The 24,424-nt window shown below is 40.6% G+C and carries 27 protein-coding genes; 24 read left to right on the plus strand and 3 right to left on the minus strand.

The window, feature by feature from the left end:
• Positions 1 to 295 precede the first annotated feature (295 nt).
• From ENLAB_RS15910 to ENLAB_RS16000, 20 genes are all read left to right on the plus strand, one after another.
• Positions 296 to 1,957, plus strand: a complete 1,662-nt coding sequence (locus tag ENLAB_RS15910) for a phosphoenolpyruvate carboxykinase (ATP) (protein ID WP_244351971.1) — start codon at positions 296 to 298, stop codon at positions 1,955 to 1,957.
• A gap of 74 nt (positions 1,958 to 2,031) precedes the next feature.
• Entirely contained in the window at positions 2,032 to 2,460 is a 429-nt protein-coding gene (locus tag ENLAB_RS15915; protein WP_194195445.1) for a VOC family protein, read from the plus strand.
• A gap of 335 nt (positions 2,461 to 2,795) precedes the next feature.
• Entirely contained in the window at positions 2,796 to 3,626 is an 831-nt protein-coding gene (locus ENLAB_RS15920) for a prenyltransferase/squalene oxidase repeat-containing protein (RefSeq protein ID WP_244351972.1), read from the plus strand.
• Positions 3,627 to 3,735: 109 nt separating this feature from the next.
• On the plus strand, positions 3,736 to 4,428 hold the full coding sequence (locus tag ENLAB_RS15925; RefSeq protein ID WP_244351973.1) for a response regulator transcription factor: 693 nt from the start codon (positions 3,736 to 3,738) through the stop codon (positions 4,426 to 4,428).
• A complete protein-coding gene (locus tag ENLAB_RS15930; protein WP_244351974.1) occupies positions 4,421 to 5,404 on the plus strand; it encodes a sensor histidine kinase in 984 nt (327 codons plus the stop codon). The genes ENLAB_RS15925 and ENLAB_RS15930 overlap by 8 nt, the downstream gene beginning before the upstream one ends.
• A gap of 93 nt (positions 5,405 to 5,497) precedes the next feature.
• Positions 5,498 to 6,256, plus strand: coding sequence for an ABC transporter ATP-binding protein (locus ENLAB_RS15935; protein WP_244351975.1), 759 nt, complete (start codon positions 5,498 to 5,500; stop codon positions 6,254 to 6,256).
• Positions 6,257 to 6,258: 2 nt separating this feature from the next.
• Complete coding sequence (locus ENLAB_RS15940; RefSeq protein ID WP_244351977.1) at positions 6,259 to 8,232, plus strand: ABC transporter permease; 1,974 nt, start codon at positions 6,259 to 6,261, stop codon at positions 8,230 to 8,232.
• A 320-nt stretch (positions 8,233 to 8,552) separates the two neighbouring features.
• Positions 8,553 to 9,245, plus strand: a complete 693-nt coding sequence (locus ENLAB_RS15945) for a M23 family metallopeptidase (protein WP_244351979.1) — start codon at positions 8,553 to 8,555, stop codon at positions 9,243 to 9,245.
• A 134-nt stretch (positions 9,246 to 9,379) separates the two neighbouring features.
• Positions 9,380 to 9,916, plus strand: a complete 537-nt coding sequence (locus ENLAB_RS15950; RefSeq protein WP_244351981.1) for a CDP-alcohol phosphatidyltransferase family protein — start codon at positions 9,380 to 9,382, stop codon at positions 9,914 to 9,916.
• Positions 9,917 to 10,056: 140 nt separating this feature from the next.
• Complete coding sequence (locus ENLAB_RS15955) at positions 10,057 to 11,040, plus strand: serine hydrolase domain-containing protein (protein ID WP_244351983.1); 984 nt, start codon at positions 10,057 to 10,059, stop codon at positions 11,038 to 11,040.
• 283 nt (positions 11,041 to 11,323) lie between these two features.
• Entirely contained in the window at positions 11,324 to 11,671 is a 348-nt protein-coding gene (locus ENLAB_RS15960; protein WP_244351985.1) for a hypothetical protein, read from the plus strand.
• A gap of 171 nt (positions 11,672 to 11,842) precedes the next feature.
• Entirely contained in the window at positions 11,843 to 12,145 is a 303-nt protein-coding gene (locus tag ENLAB_RS15965) for an antibiotic biosynthesis monooxygenase family protein (RefSeq protein ID WP_244351987.1), read from the plus strand.
• Positions 12,146 to 12,204: 59 nt separating this feature from the next.
• On the plus strand, positions 12,205 to 12,693 hold the full coding sequence (locus ENLAB_RS15970) for a hypothetical protein (protein WP_200124951.1): 489 nt from the start codon (positions 12,205 to 12,207) through the stop codon (positions 12,691 to 12,693).
• A gap of 323 nt (positions 12,694 to 13,016) precedes the next feature.
• Complete coding sequence (locus tag ENLAB_RS15975; RefSeq protein WP_244351989.1) at positions 13,017 to 13,514, plus strand: DUF3788 family protein; 498 nt, start codon at positions 13,017 to 13,019, stop codon at positions 13,512 to 13,514.
• Between the two features lie 36 nt (positions 13,515 to 13,550).
• Positions 13,551 to 14,012: a DUF3788 domain-containing protein gene (locus ENLAB_RS15980; RefSeq protein WP_244351991.1), complete on the plus strand. Its 462-nt coding sequence runs from the start codon at positions 13,551 to 13,553 to the stop codon at positions 14,010 to 14,012.
• An 80-nt stretch (positions 14,013 to 14,092) separates the two neighbouring features.
• The gene (locus ENLAB_RS16930) at positions 14,093 to 14,371 is read left to right on the plus strand and encodes an ATP-binding protein (protein WP_369522135.1); all 279 of its coding nucleotides are present in this window, start codon (positions 14,093 to 14,095) and stop codon (positions 14,369 to 14,371) included.
• 232 nt (positions 14,372 to 14,603) lie between these two features.
• On the plus strand, positions 14,604 to 15,386 hold the full coding sequence (locus tag ENLAB_RS15985; RefSeq protein WP_244351993.1) for a MerR family transcriptional regulator: 783 nt from the start codon (positions 14,604 to 14,606) through the stop codon (positions 15,384 to 15,386).
• Positions 15,386 to 16,333, plus strand: a complete 948-nt coding sequence (locus ENLAB_RS15990; protein WP_244351995.1) for an ATP-binding cassette domain-containing protein — start codon at positions 15,386 to 15,388, stop codon at positions 16,331 to 16,333. Before ENLAB_RS15985 ends, ENLAB_RS15990 begins: the two co-directional genes overlap by 1 nt.
• The gene (locus tag ENLAB_RS15995) at positions 16,330 to 17,115 is read left to right on the plus strand and encodes an ABC transporter permease (RefSeq protein ID WP_081118944.1); all 786 of its coding nucleotides are present in this window, start codon (positions 16,330 to 16,332) and stop codon (positions 17,113 to 17,115) included. Before ENLAB_RS15990 ends, ENLAB_RS15995 begins: the two co-directional genes overlap by 4 nt.
• 158 nt (positions 17,116 to 17,273) lie before the next feature.
• On the plus strand, positions 17,274 to 18,134 hold the full coding sequence (locus ENLAB_RS16000) for an AraC family transcriptional regulator (RefSeq protein ID WP_244351996.1): 861 nt from the start codon (positions 17,274 to 17,276) through the stop codon (positions 18,132 to 18,134).
• A gap of 193 nt (positions 18,135 to 18,327) precedes the next feature.
• Here the strand turns inward: ENLAB_RS16000 and ENLAB_RS16005 are convergent, their stop codons facing one another.
• Complete coding sequence (locus ENLAB_RS16005) at positions 18,328 to 19,212, minus strand: LysR family transcriptional regulator (RefSeq protein WP_244351997.1); 885 nt, start codon at positions 19,210 to 19,212, stop codon at positions 18,328 to 18,330.
• 207 nt (positions 19,213 to 19,419) lie between these two features.
• Here ENLAB_RS16005 and ENLAB_RS16010 point away from each other — a divergent pair, with 207 nt between their 5' ends.
• The 3 genes from ENLAB_RS16010 (at position 19,420) to ENLAB_RS16020 (ending at position 21,746) form a co-directional block, all read left to right on the plus strand.
• Complete coding sequence (locus ENLAB_RS16010) at positions 19,420 to 20,517, plus strand: alpha/beta hydrolase (protein ID WP_439711690.1); 1,098 nt, start codon at positions 19,420 to 19,422, stop codon at positions 20,515 to 20,517.
• Positions 20,518 to 20,641: 124 nt separating this feature from the next.
• Positions 20,642 to 21,154, plus strand: a complete 513-nt coding sequence (locus ENLAB_RS16015; protein ID WP_244351998.1) for a cyclophilin-like fold protein — start codon at positions 20,642 to 20,644, stop codon at positions 21,152 to 21,154.
• Positions 21,155 to 21,176: 22 nt separating this feature from the next.
• On the plus strand, positions 21,177 to 21,746 hold the full coding sequence (locus ENLAB_RS16020; protein WP_142962553.1) for a sugar O-acetyltransferase: 570 nt from the start codon (positions 21,177 to 21,179) through the stop codon (positions 21,744 to 21,746).
• Between the two features lie 78 nt (positions 21,747 to 21,824).
• On the opposite strand, the gene floT is transcribed toward ENLAB_RS16020, so the two are convergent.
• Positions 21,825 to 23,279, minus strand: a complete 1,455-nt coding sequence (floT, locus tag ENLAB_RS16025; protein WP_096742609.1) for a flotillin lipid rafts scaffold protein FloT — start codon at positions 23,277 to 23,279, stop codon at positions 21,825 to 21,827.
• A gap of 25 nt (positions 23,280 to 23,304) precedes the next feature.
• The gene (locus tag ENLAB_RS16030; protein ID WP_487007065.1) at positions 23,305 to 23,832 is read right to left on the minus strand and encodes an NfeD family protein; all 528 of its coding nucleotides are present in this window, start codon (positions 23,830 to 23,832) and stop codon (positions 23,305 to 23,307) included.
• Between the two features lie 428 nt (positions 23,833 to 24,260).
• On the opposite strand from ENLAB_RS16030, the gene ENLAB_RS16905 reads away from it, so the two are divergent.
• Entirely contained in the window at positions 24,261 to 24,389 is a 129-nt protein-coding gene (locus tag ENLAB_RS16905) for a hypothetical protein (RefSeq protein WP_005236316.1), read from the plus strand.
• The last annotated feature ends 35 nt before the right edge of the window (positions 24,390 to 24,424 follow it).

Genomic DNA, 24,424 nt, shown 5'->3' on the forward strand with positions numbered 1-24,424 from the left:
TGTCTCTCTAATTACGTCGATTGTGACGTTTAGAATGGATGAAAGATAAAACCAAAAACTGGAACTGAAAGACACTCTTTCTGTTCCAGTTTTTTTGTTCTTTCTCACTATTGATGAGCAGGGAAAAAATCAATGCAAAAAGCAGTGAAGCTTCAAAGATGCAGACAGCCAAATCCTTTAACAAAATGGTTTGTCGGCAATTTATAGTTAATGTGTATAAAAATATGGCATGTGGTGATTAGAAAGTATTATAATAAACGTAGTAAACAGAAAATTTTGTTAGGAGGGATTGCACATGGCAACGATTCGTGCATTTTCACACAAAGAGATTACACCGCAGAATACGCATTTGTCTAGTTTTAAAGTGTTGATAGAGTCAGCTTTTTATGGGAACAATGTCACTTGGATTGATGATCTAGCCACTGCCTATCACTTAGCAAAAGAATCTTCTGGCGCTATTCTTACGGATATGCCGGTCACCCACACCGAAGAGCTAGGTTTACCAGAGGATGCAAAAGTCATCGTGTTCAATGACGGAAAAGTAGTCGGACGGACAGCAGCAGCTCGACGCATCATCGAACATCCCGGCATTGATCGAAAATTGTATGAAGGGATTTTAAGAGATGCTTTATTTCAAGGGACACGTAAAAAATTTTATGGCAGTGAAGTTGTTGTAGGATTAGACGAAGCATTTATGGTCAAAGCACACCTGTTGTTACCAGAGCACTATGAAACCAATTTTTACTCTTATTTGTTGAATTTTCAATTGATGACGAAATCATGGGAGGAAAGGTATCAACGTTCCAAAGAATATCCAGAGACGGACATTTTTTTGTACGCTGATCCAGATTGGTCTCATCCTGATTTTCCTTATGGGCTGTCTCTCTTTGATCCTGAACACAATGTTGCGGCAGTCTTAGGCTTAAACTATTTTGGTGAATTGAAAAAAGCGACATTAACTTTGGCTTGGGCTACCGCGCATCGCAATGGCTTTGTGGCGTGTCATGGGGGAATGAAGCAATATCAGTTACCGAATCGAACATTTACGATGGCTGCTTTTGGTCTTTCAGGATCAGGAAAATCGACTATCACATTGGCGGAACATGATGGCAAATATGAGATCAAGGTTCTGCATGACGATGCATTTGTGATTAATCAAACAAATGGTGCAACCACTGCTCTGGAGCCTTCTTATTTTGATAAAACGCAAGACTATCCACTAACCAACCCAAATGTCCGCTACTTTATCACCTGTCAAAATGTTGGGGTTACTTTGGACGAGGAAGGAAAAAAGGTCCTCGTGACCCAAGATATTCGTAACGGGAATGGCCGAACCGTCAAATCACGGTATGTCACACCCAATCGGGTGGATCATTTAGATTCGCCGATCGATGCAGTATTTTGGATCATGAAAGATGACACGCTGCCTCCTGTAGTAAAAATTGACGATCCGATTTTAGCCGCTGTTTTTGGTTTGACCTTAGCTACGAAGCGTACGACAGCTGAACATGTTGTCGAGACCACGGATATAGATAAACTGGTCATCGAACCTTATGCCAATCCATTTAGAGTTTATCCTTTAGGAGAAGATTTTGCTCATTTCATGCACTTATTCAAAGAAAACCAAACGGCTTGTTATATTCTAAATACAGGCTTTTTCAAAGACAAGAAGGTCACACCTGAGGTCACGCTGACATCGATTGAAAAAATCGTAGAAGATGAGGCTGAATTTAAAAATTTTGGCGGGATCACAGAGATGAGTTTCCTGCCAGTAACAGGCTTTGATGTTGATTTTCAAGATGCTTCTTATGTTGCTCATTTAAGAGAGCGGATGCAAGGACGGCTGGACTTTATTTTGGCTCAGGAGACAGAAAATGATGGCTATAATAAGTTGCCTAAAGAAGTAGCAACGGCAATGGAAAAGGTGATTTCTAAATTAAGTGCGCTTCCTAGTTAATTCAATTGAATCAAACTTTCGCAAGCGGCTTTTCTTCCTGAAACACTTATTTGGTTAGCCAGAAAGGAGCGATTATGAGCATTCAGTTTCACCATATCCAGATCACAGTCAATGATGTAAAAAAAGCAGAAGGCTTTTATGACCAATTATTTGCACTATTAGGTTTCGACCTTCAGAAGAAATATTCTGGGTATTTAGAACATGCCGAGATGGAAGTAGTAGAATATATAGGCGATTCATTTGATTTCGGCATTTGTTCCCCACGAAAAGAATGGAAGAACGAGAAAATCGATTCAAGAAAACCGGGCTCTATTCAGCACATGGCGTTTAAGGCGGAAAGCCGTGAAATAGTAGATGCGATCTTTCCCCAAATAAAAGCCTTAGGGGTAAAGATCCTTCACGATCGACCAATGGAGTACAAAGAGCGCATCGCCCCTAATTACTATGCCTTATTCTTTGAAAGCCCAGAAGGCATTCGTTTTGAATTATTTCATTATGCCTGATTCCTTTCACTAAAAGAGTGGGGAATGAACGTGTTGCATGAGCGTGTTCTTATTCAGGTGATCTTTCATTATAGGTTCGGATGACCTTGCGATTTCAGAGAGAAACTTTTTTCGAACCGGTTATCAGGAAAACTAGAACACTCTTTTTTTAAAGTACGTCCGTTTGGAAAAAACTATTTGATTTCTAAAATTCATTTGGACAATTCGAAGATGAAAGTCTAACTCATGTGTTGAAAAACGTCGATTTTATCATTCTAGAAGCTGTTGCACTGTGGGTCAATAAGGATTGTTGTTGCGTTGATCGCAGGACACTTAAGAGATGGAGGAAGATCAATATGGATCAGAGGGTTCAGCAAGACATCGAAGCAATCATTTCCCATCAATATGATCATGGCGCCGATTTATGGTCGACGCCAGACCATAAATTACTAAAAGGAGCACCCTTTACGACCTTAGAAAGTCCTCTTTATTTACTTGAACTTGGCATGTCACGTGAGGAGAACTTATTAAAAGAGACAGCTGCATTGATCTTTCAAGGATGGAGAGAAGACGGCAGATTTAATATTTCTCCGTCAGGGGGGATCTATCCATGTCACACAGCACAGGCTTTGCGAACGCTGTGTGCTCTTGGTTACACAAGGGACCAGCGGCTGCAACAGACCTTTCACTATTTTCTTGCTACTCAGGAAGCAGATGGCGGCTGGAAGTGTAATAAGTATAGTTTTGGTCGCGGACCGGAGACCCACTTTTCTACTCCAATGACGACGTTAACGGTCCTTGATGCCTTTCGATATACTCATGATCGTGAGAAGATGGAAACGCTTCATCAAGCAATCGAATTTTTGCTTGCTCATTGGGAGATCCGGCAGCCAATCAGTCCTTGTCATTATGGGATGGGCACATTATTTATGCAGACAGAATATCCCTTTAGAGGGTACAATCTTTTTTATTATCTGTATGTCTTGTCTTTTTATCCTGCTGCCAGAAAAGACGCACGGTTTTTGGAGGCTTTGCAGCAGTTTGAATCAAAAGTTCAAAATGGCAATGTCATCGTAGAACGGGTCGTACCAAAACTGGGGAAACTGAATTTTTGTAAAAAAGGACAAATCAGTCCCTTTGCTACACAGCGTTACCAAGAAATCCTTGCTCAATTGGCAGAGGATTGAGGGAAAAAACAGCCCTTTGAAAGTTTTCCCCCATCTAGACGATTCTTTTTCTTTTCTGGTACACTGTCTGTAAAGAAGCAGTTGATTAAACAACAGAGAGGAGAAAGACATGCAAAAAATATATCTTGTTGAAGATGATGCAACGATCGTCTCTGTTTTAGCAGAATATTTGCAGCAATGGGGGTACGAATGTGTTTCGGCGAAGAATTTTGCTAGTATCTTGCAAGAGGTTCATGAGATCAAACCGGATCTCGTTCTTTTAGATATTTCGCTGCCTTATTACAACGGGTATCATTGGTGCCAAGAAATTCGCACGACGTCAGAAGTGCCGATCATTTTCCTTTCGTCGATGGATCAACAGATGAATCAGATCATGGCGATGAACATGGGGGCGGATGATTATTTAACAAAACCCTTTGATTTAGCCTTCGTTTTGGCAAAAATCCAAGCGTTGCTGCGGCGCAGCTATCAGTATAGCCACCAACAAGCGCTGACCTTCGAGATAGGGCAAGTAACCTTTTATCCCACAGAAAATGTATTAAAAAAACAGGGGAAACAGTTACCACTGTCTCCAAATGAAGCTCGGATTCTTTCCTTGCTTTTGCAACATCGAGGGAAGATCGTAGCCAAAGAGACCATCATTGAAATGCTCTGGAATAGTGAAGAATTCATCGATAACAATACATTAGCAGTCAATATGACTCGCTTGCGAAAAAAATTGAGCCAGATCGAACTATCCGATTTGATCCAAACGGTAAAGAATAAAGGCTATTTGATCGAAAAGGAACACGCCTATGACTAACGTGAAAGAATATTTCGTGCTTTATGGAAAGTTTTATCTCGTTTACCTGCTATTTAGTGCGGGCTTATTTGGGCTATTCTTTCTCCATAGCCTTTCATTGGAGCCCTTCATTGACTATGTGGTCTTTTCAGGGGTGATCTTAGGGGGACTTTCCCTTTTTCATTATTTTCGTTACGCACAAAAAAGAAAGCAGCTGCAGCATTTATTAAGAAAAGAACGTATGACGGAAGCGGCGTTGGCTTTCTTGCCTGCCACTCGAAATCGTTTAGAAGACGAATACCAAGCCCTTCTAAGGCAGCTGGCAAAAGAAAAAACGCTGTCCGATTACAAAGCAACCATGAAAAATGAAGAAATTTATGAAGATTTCGGTTTGTGGCTTCATCAAATCAAAACGCCTCTAGCGGCGCTAGATCTTTTGGTGCAAAGCGATTCGTTGTCACCGACGGAGGTCAAAGCGGAATTATTTAAGGTGAATGATTACTTGCAAATGATGTTGAATTATTTGCGACAAAATTTAGCGAATGAAGATTTTGTCTTTGAGTCGATTGCTTTAGCGCCCCTTGTTCGTCAAACGATCAAAAAGTATGCCTTGTTTTTCTCGAAAAAGAATCTGCAACTGGACATGGCGGTGGATTTAACGGTGACATCCGATCGAAAGTGGCTCCTTTTTATTTTTGAACAGGTTCTTTTCAACAGCTTGAAGTATACCGAAACCGGTGGCATCACTGTTTTCACTAAAGACAATGCCTTGGTGATTCAAGATAGCGGCATTGGTATTCGTAAGGAAGACTTGCCAAGGGTTTTTGAGAAAGGATATACGGGACAAAATGGTCGCTTTCAGCAACGAGCGAGCGGGCTCGGCTTATATATGAGTCAACAAGCGGCTGAAAAAATCGGCTGCCGTTTAGCGATTGATTCTGAAGTAGGACAGGGAACCATCGTCACGCTTCATTTTCCCACCACAAATAACCGATAGCCGCAAACTTTCAACACTGTAAGTTTGCGGTTTTTATTGTAAGTCGCTTTTTTCTGCCAGTCAGCTTATTCTAAAAAGGAAGGAGGGAACAAGATGACACTTTTAAACATTCAACAAGTAAAAAAAATCTATCAAAGCCAGTTGAACGGACAACCCGTTGAAGCGTTGAAAAATATTACCTTTATGGTAGAAGAAGGGGAATATGTCGCTATCATGGGGGAATCAGGTTCGGGAAAGAGTACGCTGCTGAACTTGATGGCAACGTTAGACCAACCGACAGTGGGTGAAATGCAGCTGAATGGCATCGATTTGACCACGATCAAAGAAAAAGACGCAGCGAGTTTTCGACGGGATCACTTAGGCTTTGTTTTTCAAGACTTTAATTTGTTGGACACCTTTTCGGTAAAGGACAATATTTTATTGCCATTAGTTTTATCGAAAGTTTCCGTCAAACAAATGGAAAAGCAGCTTCAGCCCATCGTACAAACTTTAGGGATCGCCGATTTATTGCAGCACTATCCGTATGAATTGTCTGGCGGACAAAAGCAACGGGTCGCCGTCGCACGAGCGATCATCACAAAACCAGAACTGCTTTTAGCAGATGAGCCAACCGGAGCGCTGGATTCGAAAACCTCTGATCAACTGCTGACATTATTTCAACAGATCAATCAAAATGGACAGACGATCGTGATGGTCACTCACAGTTCGATCGCAGCCAGTCGCGCACAACGCGTCTTGTTTATCAAAGACGGGTATGTGTTTCACCAGCTGTATCGAGGGGATCGCAGCAATACCGCTTTTCTAGAAGCAATCGCCGAAACAATGACTGCTGTCTTTGCAAAGGAGGAGTAACGATGTTCTTTCAAAAAATCGCCTTCTCCAATTTGCGTAAAAATGCCAAAGCTTACACACCCTTTTTATTATCCATGAGCTTCTTGGTGGCTGTTTTGATGATGACGCAAATCATCGTAAACAATCCGGGAATGAGAGAACTTCCAAGTAGTCAAAGCGCCATCTTCATGTTTCGTTTAGGAAATATCATCCTCATGATTTTTGCGGCGATCTTTTCCTTTTACACCAATAACTTTTTGATCAAGCAGCGAAAAAGAGAATTTGGTCTCTACAATGTTTTGGGACTAGGAAAACGCGAGATAGCCTTCGTGATTTTTTGGGAACTCTTCTACAGTTTTCTCATTAGCCTTGCCGCCGGATTGATCAGTGGCTTATTGTTTGCACGATTAGGATTTTTGATTTTGAAGAAAATAATAGCTGTAGGCGAGTTCTTTGTTTTTAAACTGTCATTTGAGAGTATTGGCTTGGTGATCCTGTATTTTATATTCATCTTTGGGTGTTTATTTTTATTTGACCTGTTGCAAGTACGCAAAACCAACCCACTTCAACTGCTACAGGGAAGCAAACGTAATGAAAAAGAGCCTCGTGCGAAAGGCATTTTAGCACTTTTGGGTGTCCTTTGTTTAGTGGCAGGATATACGATTTCTGTGACAATCAAGTCTCCCATAAGTGCCTTAGGACTCTTCTTTGTCGCAGTTATCCTCGTGATTTTAGCCACCTATCTGTTGTTTATTGCTGGCAGTATCAAAGCATTGCAGTTTTTAAGAAAACGAACGACCTATTATTATCAAACGAACCATTTTATCAATGTCTCTACCATGTTGTATCGGATGAAACAAAATGCGGCTGGTTTAGCGAGTATCTGTATCTTATCAACGATGGTGTTAGTGACAGTTGCTACGACCGCCAGTCTTTATTTTGGACAAAAGAATGTGATCGAAACCCGTTATCCGTACGATGTTCAAATTGAATCAGCAGCTGATTCCCAGCAAATCAACACAGCGATTGATGGACTTGAAGAGAAGCTAACGATCAAAGAGCGCCAACAAGTCACTACAACAAGACCGTTGCTTTTTACCTTTGAGGAACCAAATTTTGTTCCCTCAACCACTTTTGAAGAAAATAGCGGTAGCTTAGATAAAGCCGTGTATCTTATTTTTCTTACCAGTTCTGAATACCATGAAATCACCGGGAAAACAGGACCCGCTAAAGATGAACTATTCGTTTTTCCGGCAACCTGGACGCAACAAGCATTACCAGAAAAGGCCACAATCGATGATCGTCAATTTCGCTTGCGGGAATTGAAAGAACTGCCAACATTCACGAAAACAGAAAACCCCGTTCAGCATCTTGTTCTTGTGGCGGATGATCAGTGGCTTGCCGAAAAGCTAAGCTCTTGGTATCAAAACGAAGATTTCCAGCTTTACCAGCAACCAGTAACAACAACAGTCTTCAATTTTCAAACAGCAGAAGCAAGCGATCGTGAAATCATCGCAAAAGAGATTCGCAGCGAACTTCTGGCAGCAGATGCTCATGCGAGCGTTCAGTCAAAAGATCTTTTTGAAGATGAGACAAAAACCTTTACCGGTGGTTTTTTCTTCTTAGGCTTGATTTTTGGTGTGATCTTTATTTTAGCTGCCGCGTTGATCATTTATTATAAACAAGTCTCCGAAGGAATGGAGGACAAAGAACGTTTCGAGATCTTGCAAAAAGTTGGGTTAAGCCATAAGGAAGTCAAACAAGTGATCCAGCAGCAAGTCTTGATGATCTTCTCGTTTCCTTTGGCTGCTGCGATCATCCATTTAGCGTTTGCTTTTCCGATGATTCAGAAGTTGTTGCTTCTTTTTGGTCTAACAGATCGCAACTTATTGATTACGGTATCGATTATTTCTGTCCTATTGTTTACAATGATTTATCTGCTGGTGTATTTCATCACCGCAAGGGTCTACTATCGATTGGTGGAGCGCAAACAGTAGAAGATGGACAAACGCTATTTTGTCAGATGATAGCTGGATGGATTAGCCGTCACCGACAGGAGCTACAAAAATAAAATGTAAGAACACCCCATTCGTGAAGCGACGCTCAAAAGTTAGAATTTTTGGTCTAACATTTTGGAATTGCTACATGATTGAGGTGTTTTTTTGATAACACGCCCGTTAGCCCACTTTTTTAGAGTTGAAAAAAAGCCTTAGGTGACCTATAGTGAAAAGGAGTAAAGCGCAGGTGTAGAGTGCCGTGCGGATGATAGTCATTTCCAAATAAAAGGGATCATGTGATCCAAAAAGGAGAAAGCCTTATGAAAGAGCAGCCGATAACCATTGGATTCCCCTTAAGAGGTGAGTGGCTTGCGCCGACTACACCAGCCGAAAAGATTCCTAGCCATGGTACCGATCGAATGGGGTTGCGTTATGCCTTTGATTTTTTACAAGTTAATTTTGAGGGGAAAACCAAGGCTTTTCATGATCGAAGCTTTCTGCGCTATTTCTTCTTAGGGGTTCCGCTGGAGAGCTGTTATTGTTGGGGCGAAAAAATCTATGCACCTTGTGATGGCGAAGTAATTGTTGCAAGAGATGGCTATCGGGAACGGAAAATCGTTCACTGGATCAGAGACTTTTCGATCGCTGTAAAAAATGGTTTGTTTTATAATGAACACAAAGATGATTATCAACAAATAGCTGGCAACTACATTGTGATAAAAGCTTCTGAGGGCGTTTATATGGCATTTGTCCATCTGCAGAATGGATCTGTCACTGTTTCCGTAGGACAAAACATCATCAAAGGGATGGTGATCGGAAACGTCGGCCATTCAGGAAATTCGACTTCGCCTCATCTGCATTTTCAAGTGATGGGCACCAGTGATATCGCTCATGCGAAAGGTCTTCCTTGCCGCTTTGAAGAATACGAGGTTTACCGAGAAGGACGATGGATAAAGGTTTGGAATCAGATGCCAGATAGTACAGAACGGATAAGATTTTTGCAGGAGCATTAGGGACAAGCTGTGAAACATTCATAGGGGGCATCGCCGAAATGATTAGAAGAAAGAACATGTAAACGTTTCTGAGCTTCTTTAAAAAATGTGCAACAATCTTAGGTATTCAGAAAATGTATCTCTGGGGGAAACAAATGAAGCAATTACCCAATATTCTTACCACTTCTCGACTAATTCTAGCACCATTTTTACTATTCCTTCAGCCAATGTCTGGCTGGTTTTGGCTGCTTTATTCTTATTGTTTTTTAAGTGACCTCGTCGATGGGCTACTTGCAAGAAGGATGAAGCTCACCAGTGAGGTCGGTGCCTTACTAGACAGTTTCGCAGATGTCAGCTTTTTTCTCGCCGTTTTTCTTTCTTTACTACCACGGCTTCTGGAAACCCAAGCAATCATGGTTTGGATCTTGATGATCGCTATCATCCGTTTCGTCAGTGATCTGATTGGCTATGTAAAATATCGGTCTTTTAGCAGTCTGCATACATGGCTCAACAAAGCAGTCGGATTTCTTTTATGTATTTTCCCGTTGTTGCTCATCATGTTCCATGAAAAAATTGTTGTCTTGATTTTGGGGATCATCGCCACTATTTCTGCATTAGAAGAATTGCTGATAACGATCCTCTCAAAAAATCTGGATAGAAATCAAAAATCGATATTCGAAAGCTTTAAGTAAGGTACCTCTATCATTGAGGGCCTTTTTTTGCTTATTCAAAGCTAACAGTCTTTTAAAAGATTCGTTAAAAACAATTTTAAAAATAACGTTGAAAACAATTTTTAATGGCCTTATGCTTATCTTTAAAGGGAGGCTTACAAATGAATAGACAAGAACTGCATGCATGTATCAGTAAAAACCAGCCCAATATTTGCCAAATCTCTGCCTACCAAAAAGGAAAGGAAGTTTACTCGGATGAATGGCATGAGTATAAGCCAGAGGACACTTGCCACCTTATGTCCGCTACGAAAAGTATCGTTTCTCTACTAGTCGGGATAGCGATAGATCAAGGCTTCATCAGGAGTGTCAACGACAAAGTCCTCGATTATTTTCCAGACTATCAAGTAAAACGGGGCGAAAAAACGATTTACGACATTACCATCAAACACCTATTAAAGATGCGAGCACCGTATAAATGCAAAGGTGATCCATGGACAAAGGTTTGCTCGAGTGACGACTGGACCAGCGCCTCCCTTGATTTATTGGGAGGAAGAAAAGGAGTGACAAATGAATTCAATTATCAAACCGTTTGTCTGCAGATCCTCACTGGTTTGTTAGCGAAAGCTTCTGGAATGACGACTGTTGATTATGCGAACCATTATTTATTTCGACCTCTTGGCGTAGCCGAAATGACCAGCTATTATGCGGAAACGGCAGAAGAGCATAAGCACTTTACGATGGACAAGGCACCAAAAAAACCAGTTTGGTTTTGCGATCCTTTAAATATTGGCACTGCAGGTTACGGGCTTTGTCTTTCAGCAAAAGATTTAGCCAAAATCGGTGAGCTATGCTTGAACAAAGGCATCCATCAAGGACAACAAGTGATTTCTTCACAATGGCTCACTGAAATGGTCAATCCGCTAGAGACAAACATAGAGAAATTTCAAAACATGAGTTATGGATATTTGTGGTGGATCTTGGATACTGAGAAAAGCTCCTATGCCGCCATCGGCAATAGTGGAAATGTCCTTTATATCGATCCCGAATCAGAGATTGTTATCGCCATTACGGCTTATTTTAAGCCAACTGTCTTTGATCGAATCGACTTTATCGAGACAGAGCTTAAACCATTTCTTTTTCAATAACGAGCAATAAGTAAAAGCAGTCCGCTGTCATAAGCCGACTGCTTTTTTGTAGGTAACAGCTTTATGAATCCTTTCTTGATCGCGACAAGCAGAGACCTATTGAGAAAAGTTGGCTACTCGTTTTATGAATTTATAATCTAGCAATTTGGTACCACATATAGATGGCTATATGAATAATAAACGGAAGATAAATAAGAAATGAATAAAATGACCAAACAATCACTGGCGTAAACTTGGTATACTATGATTGAGAAGTAAATCGCAGGCGAAAGGAGCGGTAGGAGTGTTTTCAGAAATCAGTATCTATCAAGTGAAACCAAGTAAAGTCGATACCTTTGAAGCAATCATGCAAGAAGCAACAGAGGCAATGAAGGTCATGGAGGGGGCTATGTTCTTTCGATTAATGAAACGAACCCATTACATTAAAGAAATGAGCACCATCAAGGAAGGGCGCCTGCCCGATCCATTGACAAGAGTCATAAAATGTGTGAAATATGCCCACTATTGGGAGTTTGATACCGAAGAAAACTATGGCAAAGCTCAAAAAAGGTTGTATGAAAGTTATTGGAAAGCAATGGAGAAATGTTTGATCGTTCCCCACGACAAGCTATTGGGGGAAGTTGTTGGGTGATCGATTCAGTATCGAAGGCTCTCCAATTGAACGGACTTTTTGTTGCAACTGTCTAGAGATTACAAGTGGAAATACAACAGGACGTTAATAAGTCATTTGAAGGTTGAATCGACAACTATTCGTTTTTTAAGCGCTCTATTTCTTAAGGGAATCAGAAAGGAGGGGAACACGATGGCACAGGTTGCTTTTCATAACTCATACAAATTAAAAAAGGGTGTTTCAACAGCGGAATTTGTTCGTGTTGTTGAACAATTAAACCGAGAATACATTTCCAAACAAAGAGGATACCTTTCTTTTGAATTATTCGTAGATGGAGAAACTTGGGCAGACATCACCAAGTTCGAAACGAAAGAAGATGCGGAAACATTTGCCCGATGCGGCACGCCAAATGCCTTTGCACAAGTGTTTTATTCGTTCATCAATTTAAACAGTTGCCGCTCTCATCTATATACGATTGAAAAAACGTTCAAATAACTTAGCCACCATGGAAAGAACAGCGCAAAAAACAATTCATATGAAAAGAGGAACTTCTTATGACAAAAACAGCAGAATGGTATCAAGGGAAAGCCGGTCGGGCAGAACATTTGGTCTATTTAAATAAGGAAGCCCAAGAGCTTGAGAAACTGATTCAAGGTGACAAAACAATGATCATTCGGGGGGCAGCCGGCAGAAAATCACCATTAGGAGGAAGAGCCAAAATCAACGATCTTGTTTATTTTGTGGAGACCGGCGGCGATTTGACCATCACTCATCGGGGCATCCTTGCCAACGTGACTGAATCTGAAAAGATGACGAAAGAAGAATCCATAGATTTTGTAAAACGCTATGAAAAAGAGTTGAATTTATCGAAAAAACAAGTCGATCGTTGGGCAGGGAAAAAGTATCTAGCGGTCTATGAAATCGCTGAATTAGAAGAAATAACACCATTTCAGTACAATCGAGAAAAAAATATGGATGATTGGGTCATCACTGATGATATCAATAAGATTAAATTAGCATGCAGTGGCTTGCTGGAGCGTTAGGTAATAAAGATACGATTTAACGACGTTTGAAAAAGAGCGCATTACTCTTTTGGATACGCTACCATCAAAATGAAAAAGGATTCTACAAAGAAAGATACAAGTGGTCAACGAACGAAAGAACTTGGATTTTTACATATTTGAATATCAGCGTTTTTATTCTTTCAGAACCTTATATTAAGAGTGCTCAAAGAAGCCTATGTAACAGCTGATTTGACAAATTTATGTAAACAGGACTGGGTTGCTTATTTTGTACTGTAGTTTTATCAACATTTAGTGGGAAGGATTTTTTGAAAACTATGAACTTTTCAAAAGGAGGTTTGTAAATGAGTAAAGAAATAAAATCATATGATGAGGTTAAAACCATGCTTGGATCAGCAAGTGAGGCTTGGGAAATGTTAGTCGGATATATCCGAAACTATTATATAATGGATGAGTTATGGGCTGAAGGAAATCCTAATCATAAGCACTATCACAATTTGCGTTTTAGGCGGGGTGGTAAGACATTGATTACTCTCTCAATTCGTCAAGGATATTTTATCGCTAGTATTGTTCTAGGTAAAAGGGAAAGAGAGACATTTGAAGAAGAACGGGAACTGTTAAGTAAAAAAGTAAGTTATATATATGATCAAGCCAAAACTTACCATGACGGTAAATGGCTTGGTTTTGATATCTATGATAACTCGCTTTGTGAAGATATCATTCGCTTGCTTTCTATAAAGCGTAAACCTAATCGTAAAATATTACCTGATGACAGGAACAAGTCTGGCCAACTAGATTTAGGGATGTCACACGAAGAGATTACAACCTGTCTTTTTCAATAATTAAATATGAAGACAGTAAAGGAGTTGAGTGAACGGATGGAAGGCAAAGAGCAATTGTTTCGAGACAGAAACGTGAAACCAACAGAGCAGCTGATTGCTGAATCACTGGGAGAGGAATATGCCATTTATCAACGTTTTATCGAAACCCTTGAAAACGAGGGCATCTCTCTTATGGATTGGCGCTATTACCAAGATGGAAAAGCGTGGTTGTCCAAAGGCGAATACAAATGGACAACGACTCGTGGAACGAATAAAGTGAAACCGATTTTTTGGCTCTCGATGTGGGAGGGTTTCTTCAAAGTCTCCTTTCACTTTAGCGAGAAAGTACGAACACAGTTATTGTCTTTACCAATCAGTGAAGAGACAAAAGAAAGCATTCATAAGGCGCCAACTAATGGCACGAAAATGAAGTTTTTCTCTGTGATTTTTGATGTTGCTAGTGATAGTCCTTTGAATGATATTTATGTTTTAGTCAATTTCAGAAAATCATTTATCTAAAGGGATTCGGAGATAACGAAGAAAGTAAGGTAAGGTTTTACTGATCGTTGCTGTAGAGGTTACTCTTTATAGAATGAGGGATTACCGTTTTAAGTAATGTTATTAAGTATACTGATGGGGATTTGGAAATAACTTTGTCTGAAGAAGGTGAAATCGTTTTTTGCAATACAGCGAAGGAGCTAGATCAGGTTCAAGTGGCGCAACTCTTTCATCGTTTTTATACAGTAGATACTACTAGGAAATCAACTGGCTTGGGTTTGGCCATATCACGATCACTTATTGAAGAGATGAATGGAACCATTATGGCTAATTATGAAAATAGTCGCTTGAGCATTCGGTTGCTACTTCCAGATAGATGATTTAATGAACAAGCATAAAGGATATCCATACGTATATTTGAAAGACGTTTCTTTTAAAAGGAGACGTCTTTTTTAGGTTAAAAGCTGGAACAGACATTTCCGTTTTTACTAGTTGATGAGATTTGCATAGAGAAGAAAAAATGCTGATAAGATAGCTTGTTCATAACGTTAGGTCATGAGCTATACTGAACACAAGAAGAGCGTAATGCAAATGAGAGGAGCAAAATCAAAGATGGATGAAAAAAGCAATGGGATTCCTCATGGCTATATGACAGTAGGTCAATTGGCGAAAAAAATGGACGTAACGGTGCGAACACTTCAATATTATGACAAGCGAGGAATCTTGCCCCCTTCCTCAGTGAGTGAAGGGGGCCGACGACTTTATACAGACAAAGACTTCGTGAAGTTGCACCAAATTCAATCGTTAAAATATTTAGGATTCTCTCTGGAACAAATCAAACAAGTATTGCCAACGATGAGTAATCCAGAAGAGGTGTCCAGTATTCTTGTCAAGCAAATAAAGCAGTTGAGAGATAAAATCAGTTCTTTAACAGATAGTTTAGAAGCATTGGAAGCATTTGCTCAGGAAGTAACAACGATGGAAAAAGTAGACTGGGCTGCCTATGCAGACATTATCATGTTGTTGCAATCAAACAGTGAGTTGTATTGGACGAGAAAACATTTTTCTGAAAAAGTAACGACACAAGTTGCGAACTTATATGAAGCAGAGATTGGCGAATTGGTTCAAGAACAAAACCTTCTACTGGAAGAAGCGGAACAATTGCATCTTGCCGGTGTTGCTCCTGACAGCACGCAAGGACAACGATTTGCTCAACGTTTTTGGCAAGTAGTGATGCAGATCGTTGGTGATAATACGCATTTACTCAATGAGTTTGCGGATATCGCTACTAAATACGGCGACAAAAAGTGGAAAGCGAAACAGTCGTTTATCGAGAAGGCTCTAGATTTCTACTTAAGAAACAATCAGGAACAAGTAGAAAGAGGTGAAATATGATGAAAAATAATCGACTTCCAGCTGTTGTGGTGAAAGACTTAAAAAAGACCTTTCAGAGGCAGCAAGTGTTAAAAGGGGTCTCATTTACCGTTGAAAGCGGGAGTATTTTTGCGCTGCTAGGCTCAAATGGTGCCGGAAAAACGACCATTGTGAACATCCTTTCGACGCTTAAAACCATGGATAGTGGTTGTGTAATGATCAACCAATATGATGTCGTAAAACAACCCAATGAAGTGAGGCGACATATTACGTTGACGGGACAATACACTACAGTGGATGAGTTATTGTCGGGTCGCGAAAATTTGTATTTGATTGGAGAATTGCGAAACTTACCCCATAAAAAAACAGAAGCTACCGCTTTGTTGGAGCTGTTTTCATTGCAAGACGCCGCGGATCGGTTAGTTGCCACTTATTCTGGTGGAATGCGACGTAGATTGGATATTGCTATGAGTTTGATGGGCCAAGCATCGGTTGTTTTCTTAGATGAACCGACAACTGGATTAGATCCCCAAAACCGGCTTGAGATGTGGAGAATCATTCGAGAAATGGCTGCTCAAGGAACCACAGTTTTTCTGACGACCCAATATTTGCATGAAGCGGAGATTTTGGCAGATCAAATAGCGATATTGCATGATGGCGTAATTCTTGCAAAGGGAACACCGGCAACGCTGAAACAGGTTTTACCACAGGGAATCATAAACCTTCAAGTAAGGAATGAAGCAGATGAAAAAAAGGTTATGGAGTTATTGAAGAATTATCCACTTCGGAAATGTAGTTATGAACATGGAATAGAAGTTCAGACGGATGGAACTCTGCAACAACTCGAAGAGGTTTTACATCAGCTCAATAAAGAGAGTATTATTTTGGAAGCTTTTACACCCAAGCAACCAACAATAGAAGACGCTTTTTTCGCCTTAATTGGAGAAAAACAGGAGGAATCGGTATGAGTGTGAAAAATTCTAATCAGTCACTGTATAGAGCTACGAAAACATTAGCTATACGAAACCTAAAACTTTCCTTTCGAACGCCTGGAACTTTTGCTCTAGCACTTGTCATGCCAGCTTCAATGTTGGTTGTCTTTGTCTATGCGTTTGGCGGAGCGATGAATGTAGGAGAGGGGAACTTTATTGATTATATCGTTCCTGGAATTATTTTAGTAACGATTGGTCAATTCGCGCCATCTGTTTCAGTTCGTTTAAGTAACGATATGACAAATGGGATCATTGATCGATTTCGAACGTTGCCGATTTCAAATGCGTCAATTCTTCTTGCTCACGTCACATCTTCGATTTTACAAAACGTATTCACGGTAACGATAACAATGGGTACGGCTATTTTGTTAGGATTTAGACCAACAGCAAATTTTAAGGATTGGATGATTATCATCTTGTTAATGATTTTGTATATTAAGATGATCATGTGGCTAGCTACTTTAAATGGTATTTTGGCGAAAACACCTGAGAGTTCTTCTGACTTAATGTTGCTGATTAGTGCGTTACCTTTTTTAAGTTCTGCTTTTGTCCCGACCGATACGATGCCTCCTCTTCTAAGGATATTTGCTGAAAACCAACCGATGACTCCTATTCTAGATAGCCTTCGATCACTGCTACTGAGCGAGGACTTGCCAACAAGAACAATACAAATGGCATTTTTTTGGGGGATTGGGCTGACAATCTTGTTTGGCTGCTCATCGATAATTATGTATAAAATAAAGATGAAACGAGACTGATAGTTAATATGTTATGTAGACAAGTAGTTCCTTTATTATTAATGAAAGTGAAATTTATTCGAAAGGAGCAGTTGTTTCGGACTGTCTTATATTTTGCAAGAAATGCAAAGCATATACTGTTCATTTCTTTATAATAGTATTCAGAAGGAGATGATTGGATGGATTGGTTAAAAGGAATGAATGAAGTGATTGAATATATTGAGAAAAATCTAACAGAACCTATCGATTTGCAAACCTTAGCAACTATTTTAGGATGTTCTGTCTATGAATTTTCTCGTATCTTTTCATTCATGACTGAAATATCTATTTCAGAATACATTCGACGCAGAAGATTGTCGCAAGCAGTTTTTGATATTCAAAAGAGTGATACGAAGATGATTGACATTGCATTGAAATACTGTTACGAATCACCAGCTGCGTTTTCGAGAGCGTTTAAAGAACTCCACGGTACAACCCCGACATCTGTACGAACCTCGAATGTATCGGTAAAGACTTATCCACCCATTCATTTCTTACTTAGTATAAAAGGAGTGAGCGACATGGCGTTTAGAATTGAAGAGAAAGAAAAATTTGAGATTATAGGCTTATCAGGTGTGATTTCTGATGAAGTTACAGCAGGTGTGCATACTGTATGGTATGAGTTTTATGAAAGCTATTATGAGCAGATGGTTCAAAACTTTCAAGCGCCCTATTGGCAAGTCGCAGCGTATGATTTCCATCCTATTAAAAATGATCTAAGCATCATAATTGGAGCAGAATATAAGAATGAGTTTTCCTTGAAAGAAACCCTATCGATAAAAACCATACCTGCTTCATCATGGGCGGTATTCGAAATTGATGGCTGTATTGATGGAACTAGGGACAAAGCCTATACAAGAATCTTAACGGAATGGTTTCCAACCAGCCACTATCGGCGAAATGAAGATCTGCCCAATCTTGAAGTTTTTCCTGGAGATACGCAAGAAAGAATCTCAAACTGGGAAATCTGGATGCCAATTTTACCGAAAGAAATCGTCTGAGAAATATTTTACACACAAATGGATGTTTGAAGTCGAAGGAACTTGCAAATGAGAGATTCTCTCCCAAAGTCCTCTTTTTGACAAGAATATTTACTATACAAAGTGAAATAATAAGTAGGTGGTTGGCTCTCTAAAATATTGCCATTAAATAAAAACTGTTTCTTTCTATGAAAAAAGAAACAGTTTTTATTTTTCATATCTCTTCAAATGCTTCCTTCATCCGCTCCAAGAAAAGTCCAGAAGCCTTTGAAAAAACTTGGGTGTTTTTCCAGATGACATCAAGGTTTGATTCCAATGTAGGACTCAATTTTCTAAAACATAAAGGACTGTCAGGGGCGAAGTTGACTAATTTATCCAGGGTCAAGCCGTAGCCGACACCTTCTTCTACCAGCTTGGATGCATTGTAAACAAGGTTATATGTGGCGACGACCGTCAATTTTTTCAGGTCTTTTTTCAACCATTTAGAAAGTTCACTGCTGACCAAACTTTGTCGCGAAGTAATTAGGGGAACGTCCCAGAGATCTTTTGGGGTAATGACTTCTTTGACAGCTAGCGGACTGTCTTTTCGCATCAACACGCCCCAGGTATCTTTGGCAGGCAAGCGTAAGGAATGGTACTTTTTGACGTCTGCTGGACTGATTACGACGCCAAAATCCAACAATCCTTTATCCAATCGTTCTTTGACTTCGTCAGCATTGCCACTAAAAAAATGAAATTTGACGTTAGGGTATTCAGCTTGGATTTCTTTGATGATTGCTCCTAGCAACTGAATCACATAAGTTTCTCCAGCTCCGATCGATACATTGCCGGCGATCGTATCTCGAGGCGACAAAAATTCTGAGCGGGTCTTTTCTAATAATTCTACGATTTCTTCCGCCCGTTTACGAAACAACAGTCCGTCTTCTGTTAGTGTGATTTTGCGATTGCCTCGGGTGAACAACGTCACGCCTAATTCTTTTTCTAAGTCCATTAACTGTCGTGACAGGGATGGTTGAGAGAGATGTAGATGTTTTGCGGCAGCTGAAATCGTTTCTTTTTCTGCAACTGCTAGAAAGGTGGTCAGATTTTTTAATTCCATAGGTCTAAACTCCTTTTTCTATTCTTTATATGAATAGTTAGGTATTTGATATTAGTATTTTACATAGAAAGATGCTGCAAGTACAATAGGTTTATCCAAAAATAGCTCAATCAAGAAAAAGTGATAATCCACACCTTGATCAGTTGAGGAAAATTGGAGGATCGCCCTAAGGTACAGGATAGTTGCCCGAGAAAGAAGGCGAATGAAATGAAAAAATGGCAAAAGAAGGCCCTTGTGTCTTTAGTTTTGCTGGTACCGCTGGTTTTAGGTGCTTGTAGCAGCAATAATGAGGAGACGAATGAAGAGCCGCAAGCCAGTTCAGGAGGAGAAACGATGACAGAAAATGTATCATTTACAGATGAATGGGATAAAGTCTTCCCGGAAAGTGATACGGTGAATCACCGAAAAGTAACTTTCCAGAATCGCTACGGCATCACTTTAGTTGCTGATCTTTATGAACCAATTGATGCACAAGGACCACTTCCAGCAATCGCCGTTAGCGGACCTTTTGGAGCTGTCAAAGAGCAGACATCTGGTTTATATGCTCAAACGATGGCAGAGCGTGGTTTTGTTACGATCGCTTTTGATCCGTCCTATACAGGTGAAAGCAGTGGCGAACCACGCTATGTGGCTTCCCCAGACATAAATACAGAAGATTTTCAAGCAGCAGTCGATTTTCTATCGGTCCAAGAAAATGTAGATGAAGAAAGAATTGGTTTGATTGGAATTTGTGGTTGGGGCGGGATGGCATTGAATACCGCAGCCATCGATACCCGTGTGAAAGCGACGGTTTCGGCCACCATGTATGATATGTCGAGAGTCAATGCTCAAGGGTATTTTGATGAAATGGGAGCTGAAGGACGCCATGAATTGCGCCAGCAGCTGAACGCCCAGCGGACAGTCGATTTTGCCAATGGCAGCTACGAACGAGCAGGTGGGGTACCAGATACACTGCCAGAAGATGCGCCTGTCTTTATGCAGGATTACTTTGATTATTACAAAACAGAACGAGGCTATCATGAACGTTCGTTAAATTCCAATGACGGTTGGAACGTGACATCATCGCTGTCGTTCATAAATATGCCGCTCTTGTCGTATATCGATGAGATCCAAAGCGCCGTTTTATTGCTTCATGGAGAAGAAGCCCACTCACTTTACTTCAGTCAAGACGCCTTTGAGCAATTACAAGGCGATAACAAAGAGCTGACGGTCATTCCTAATGCTTCGCATGTTGATCTATATGACCAAACAGATGTGATTCCTTTTGACCAAATGACCGAATTCTTCCAAGAACATTTGAACTAAATAGTCACAACGGTCTTCACGACTGTTCGCTCATCTTTCTTCTGCTGAGCAGTCGTGTTTTTTTGAAACTACGCATTCAGTTGCTCGTTTCTACATCGAATCATCAGCAGAAAGGAGCGAAGCCATGCTGATAAAACTCATCCCTGCTGTCTTGCTGTTCCTACTAAGTGCCTGTGGGACAAGTGGAACAGAGGAGAGGCATGCGCTGTCTGCCAGCGAAACTTCCTCTGAGGCAAGTCAGGATCATGATCAACCGACGATAGAATCAGCAACAGCTATCGTCATTACGGTTGGACAACAGGATTTTATAGCGAAGTTTTATGAAAATGAGGCGTCTGAACACCTAATGAATCAAATGCCCTTCACGTTGACAATGAGTGACTTGAACAACAACGAGAAATATTATCGTTTTTCTGAGAATTTGCCAGAAATGACTACAGAACGGCCGGAGATCATTCACGAAGGAGAAATCATGAGCTGGAATAGTCATACGTTGGTGCTGTTTTATCAGACTTTCACCAATTCTTATGGTGGCTATAATCGTATCGCTGTCATTGAAGATCCGGTGGGGCTAAACGAAGCACTGGGAGCGGAAGACGTAGAGGTTATTTTTTCGTTAAGAAATCCTCGTGAATAACGAATGAATAGGAGTAAAACACATGACGATCGATCAATTAAACAAACTCATGGCAAGTGGCGAACCCTTACTTGGCGGTTCGCAAGCTTCCAAACAAATGGTGACTTTGAGTGCTGAGGCGAGAAAACTCACGATGAAAATCAATACAGTCTACCATGAGTCTGATGAGTTACAAGAACTTTTTGCCCAATTGACAGGAAAACCAGTTGAGCCGACATTTTCGCTGTTTCCACCCTTTTATACAGATTATGGCAAGAATATCAGCATTGGCAAAGATGTCTTTATCAATGCTGGGTGTCATTTTCAAGACCAAGGAGGGATCACGATCGGTGATGGTACCCTAATTGGGCATAACGTTGTTCTAGCTACCTTGAATCATGGACTTCACCCTGAAGATCGTAGCACGCTTTATCCAGCACCCATTACGATTGGGAAGAATGTCTGGATTGGTTCAAATACAACGATCGTTGCCGGTGTGACCATCGGTGACCATGCGGTTATTGCTGCTGGGGCAGTGGTGACCAAAGATGTCGCTGAGCGCACGATCGTGGCTGGTGTACCTGCAAAATATGTCAAAGAGGTCACTGAGTAAGCATAATAGCAATGAGTAAGAAAAAAACTGCTGTTCGCCTTGTCGCTTTTGAAGCGATGAAGACTAACAGCAGTTTTCTTATTCTTGAGGTGGCTCGCTCGTATTGGAACCGGCGAAGTTTTCGATCAACGATTTCACATCAAGACCGAGGGTTTCTTTCAACGTTTCTTGTGTGGTCGATAAGAGATTGGTGGCGTAATTAGTGACACGATTGGCACCGCCGCCTTCACCTGATCCTGTATCAACGACTGAAATTTTATCGATATTGCCCAATGGTGCGGCAGCTTCTTTGACTAATTGCGGCATGATCTCAACGATCATGCTAAGGATCGCTGCTTCATCATATTTCTTGAAGGCTTCGGCGATTTTTTCTTTCGTTTCGGCTTCTGCCGTTCCTTTCGCCAAAGTGGTCTCGGCTTCTGCCAAACCAATCAAACGAATTTTATCGGCTTCGGCTTTTGCCAGGGACTCTGTTCGGAATTGCTCGGCTTCAGTGGTTGCTAACGCAGACGCTTTTTTCGCTAATGCTTCTTGCTCAAGCGCATAACGATCCGCATCAGCTTTTTTCTTGATCTCAGAATCAAATTGCTTCTCACGACGTAAGATTTCTTTTTCTTCCAATTCGATTTGTTTTTGTCGTTCAACGACTTCGACTTCAATCTCTTGTTCTCGGACTTTTTGTTTCATGATGGCACTTTGTAGATGATAGGCTTGATCGGCATCGGCTTTGGCGATGTCTTGTTCTTTCTTATAAAGCGCCAGTTTCAATTCTTTTTCCTTCAACGCTTCAGCGATTTCCGTCATGCGTTTTGATTCCGCTGTTTGCGATTCTTGTTCCGATTGGGCTTTTTTGATGCGGGTTTCTTTCAGTGCTTCAGCTTCCGCAATTTCAGCATCCCGTTTGACTTGGGCGATTCTAGGTTTTCCAAGAGAATCCAAATAGCCGTTTTTATCGCGGACTTCTTTGATCGTAAAGGAGACAATGATCAAGCCCATTTTTGCTAAATCGACAGAGGCAACTTCTTGCACACTTTGACTGAACTTGTCACGATTTTGATAGATTTCTTCTACAGTCATGGAACCAAGGATCGAACGCAGATGACCTTCTAGGACTTCTCGCGCTTCATTCTCCAATTCTTCCCGGGTTTTTCCGAGAAACTGTTCTGCTGCTGTTGCGATTTCTTCCACGGATGAGCCAATCTTAATAATGGAAGTTCCGTCACACATCACGGGAACCCCTTGTTCTGTGTAGACTTCCGGTGTGGAGACGTCTAACTTACTGGAGAGCAAACTGATTCGATTCGATCGTTGAAACACTGGCAAAACAAAGGCTCCGCCACCACGCACGATTTTGATTTTGTTGTTGCTTTCATCGGCGTGTACATTTTTGCTACCAAGATAGCTTCCGCTGATGATCAACGCTTCATCGGGCTTGGCTGTTTGATATTTCGTGACAAAGACGATCAAAAGCATTAGCAAAATAAATGCCACGATCGCAATCGGAAAGACAATTGGTGATAATATAATATCCATAGATACACCTCTTTTGTGATTTTGTTTAGTGATTCAAAAATTTTTCTGTGTAAGGAACGACGTAGCAAATGCGTTCTTTGACTTCAATAATCAAAACCTTCGATCCTGCTGCTAATGGCTCATCGATCGGCTGGAAAGCCGTAGCTGGTCGATTACTTGAACCAGTGACACTTGTAAGTTGAATTTCGCCCATTCCTTCACAAGGGATTGGCGTCAGCACCGTTGCGATGCGACCCTCAAAGTCCTTCTCGGAACTCGAAAGTGTTGCTTCGGCATTCCGCATGGGGATCAGTACGTAAAAATTCAAGAGGAAAACGAGCCCTGTCGAAAGACAGCCACTAATGACGAAAAGCAGGAGCGAATAGCCAGGCAGAAAAGTTTCTCCTAAGTAACCGAAGAGACTTGTAAAGGCAAACCATGGGATGATCAACATTGGATCTACTGGACCATCGAAATCGAAGATATCGCCAAACAGAAGCAGCAAAAAAGCTAAAATGGCACAGCCAATCAAAACATACAAATAAATTTGCTCAGGTGCATAAGTGTGCAGCACATATCCACCTCCTTTCATATAGTGTGATTGTGAGTACGACGAAAGCTAGGAGAAAGTTGGAAGATGATCGAGGGAAGCAAAAGAATAGAATAGGTATTCTATTATAATTATACCAATAAATAAGAAAAATAATTCATATAATTAGATAATTTGATTAAATAATATAATAATGGTGGGTTTGTTATGATAGGAGAAGCCTCAAATACACATGATTTTTTCAACAACCATTGACAAACAATGAAAATCAAAGTAGATTAAATCAGGGTAGTAAAAAGGTCAAAAGCAACTGCTGATTGTAGACACATCAAGAGGCAGATTTTGTTCTCTAACCCAATCGAAATAAAGTAGTTGTTCGCAAACATAAAAGAAGTCAGGGACACTTCTTTTCAACCGACAGATCGTATTGCTAAGAAATAGAGGTGGAATCGATGGATCAAAAAGAAAAAATGTTAGAACTAATCAAGAAAAAACAAGGCGGCGGCCGTTCAAAAAAGATGGAATCCCCAAAAAACGATCGGAAAAACATGCGTAAAGGCCCGAAAATTTATAATAAGTAGGGCGATAGTTTATTAATACGAAATGATCGATTAAA

This window comes from Enterococcus innesii, assembly GCF_022846515.1.
GTDB lineage: Bacteria > Bacillota > Bacilli > Lactobacillales > Enterococcaceae > Enterococcus_D > Enterococcus_D innesii.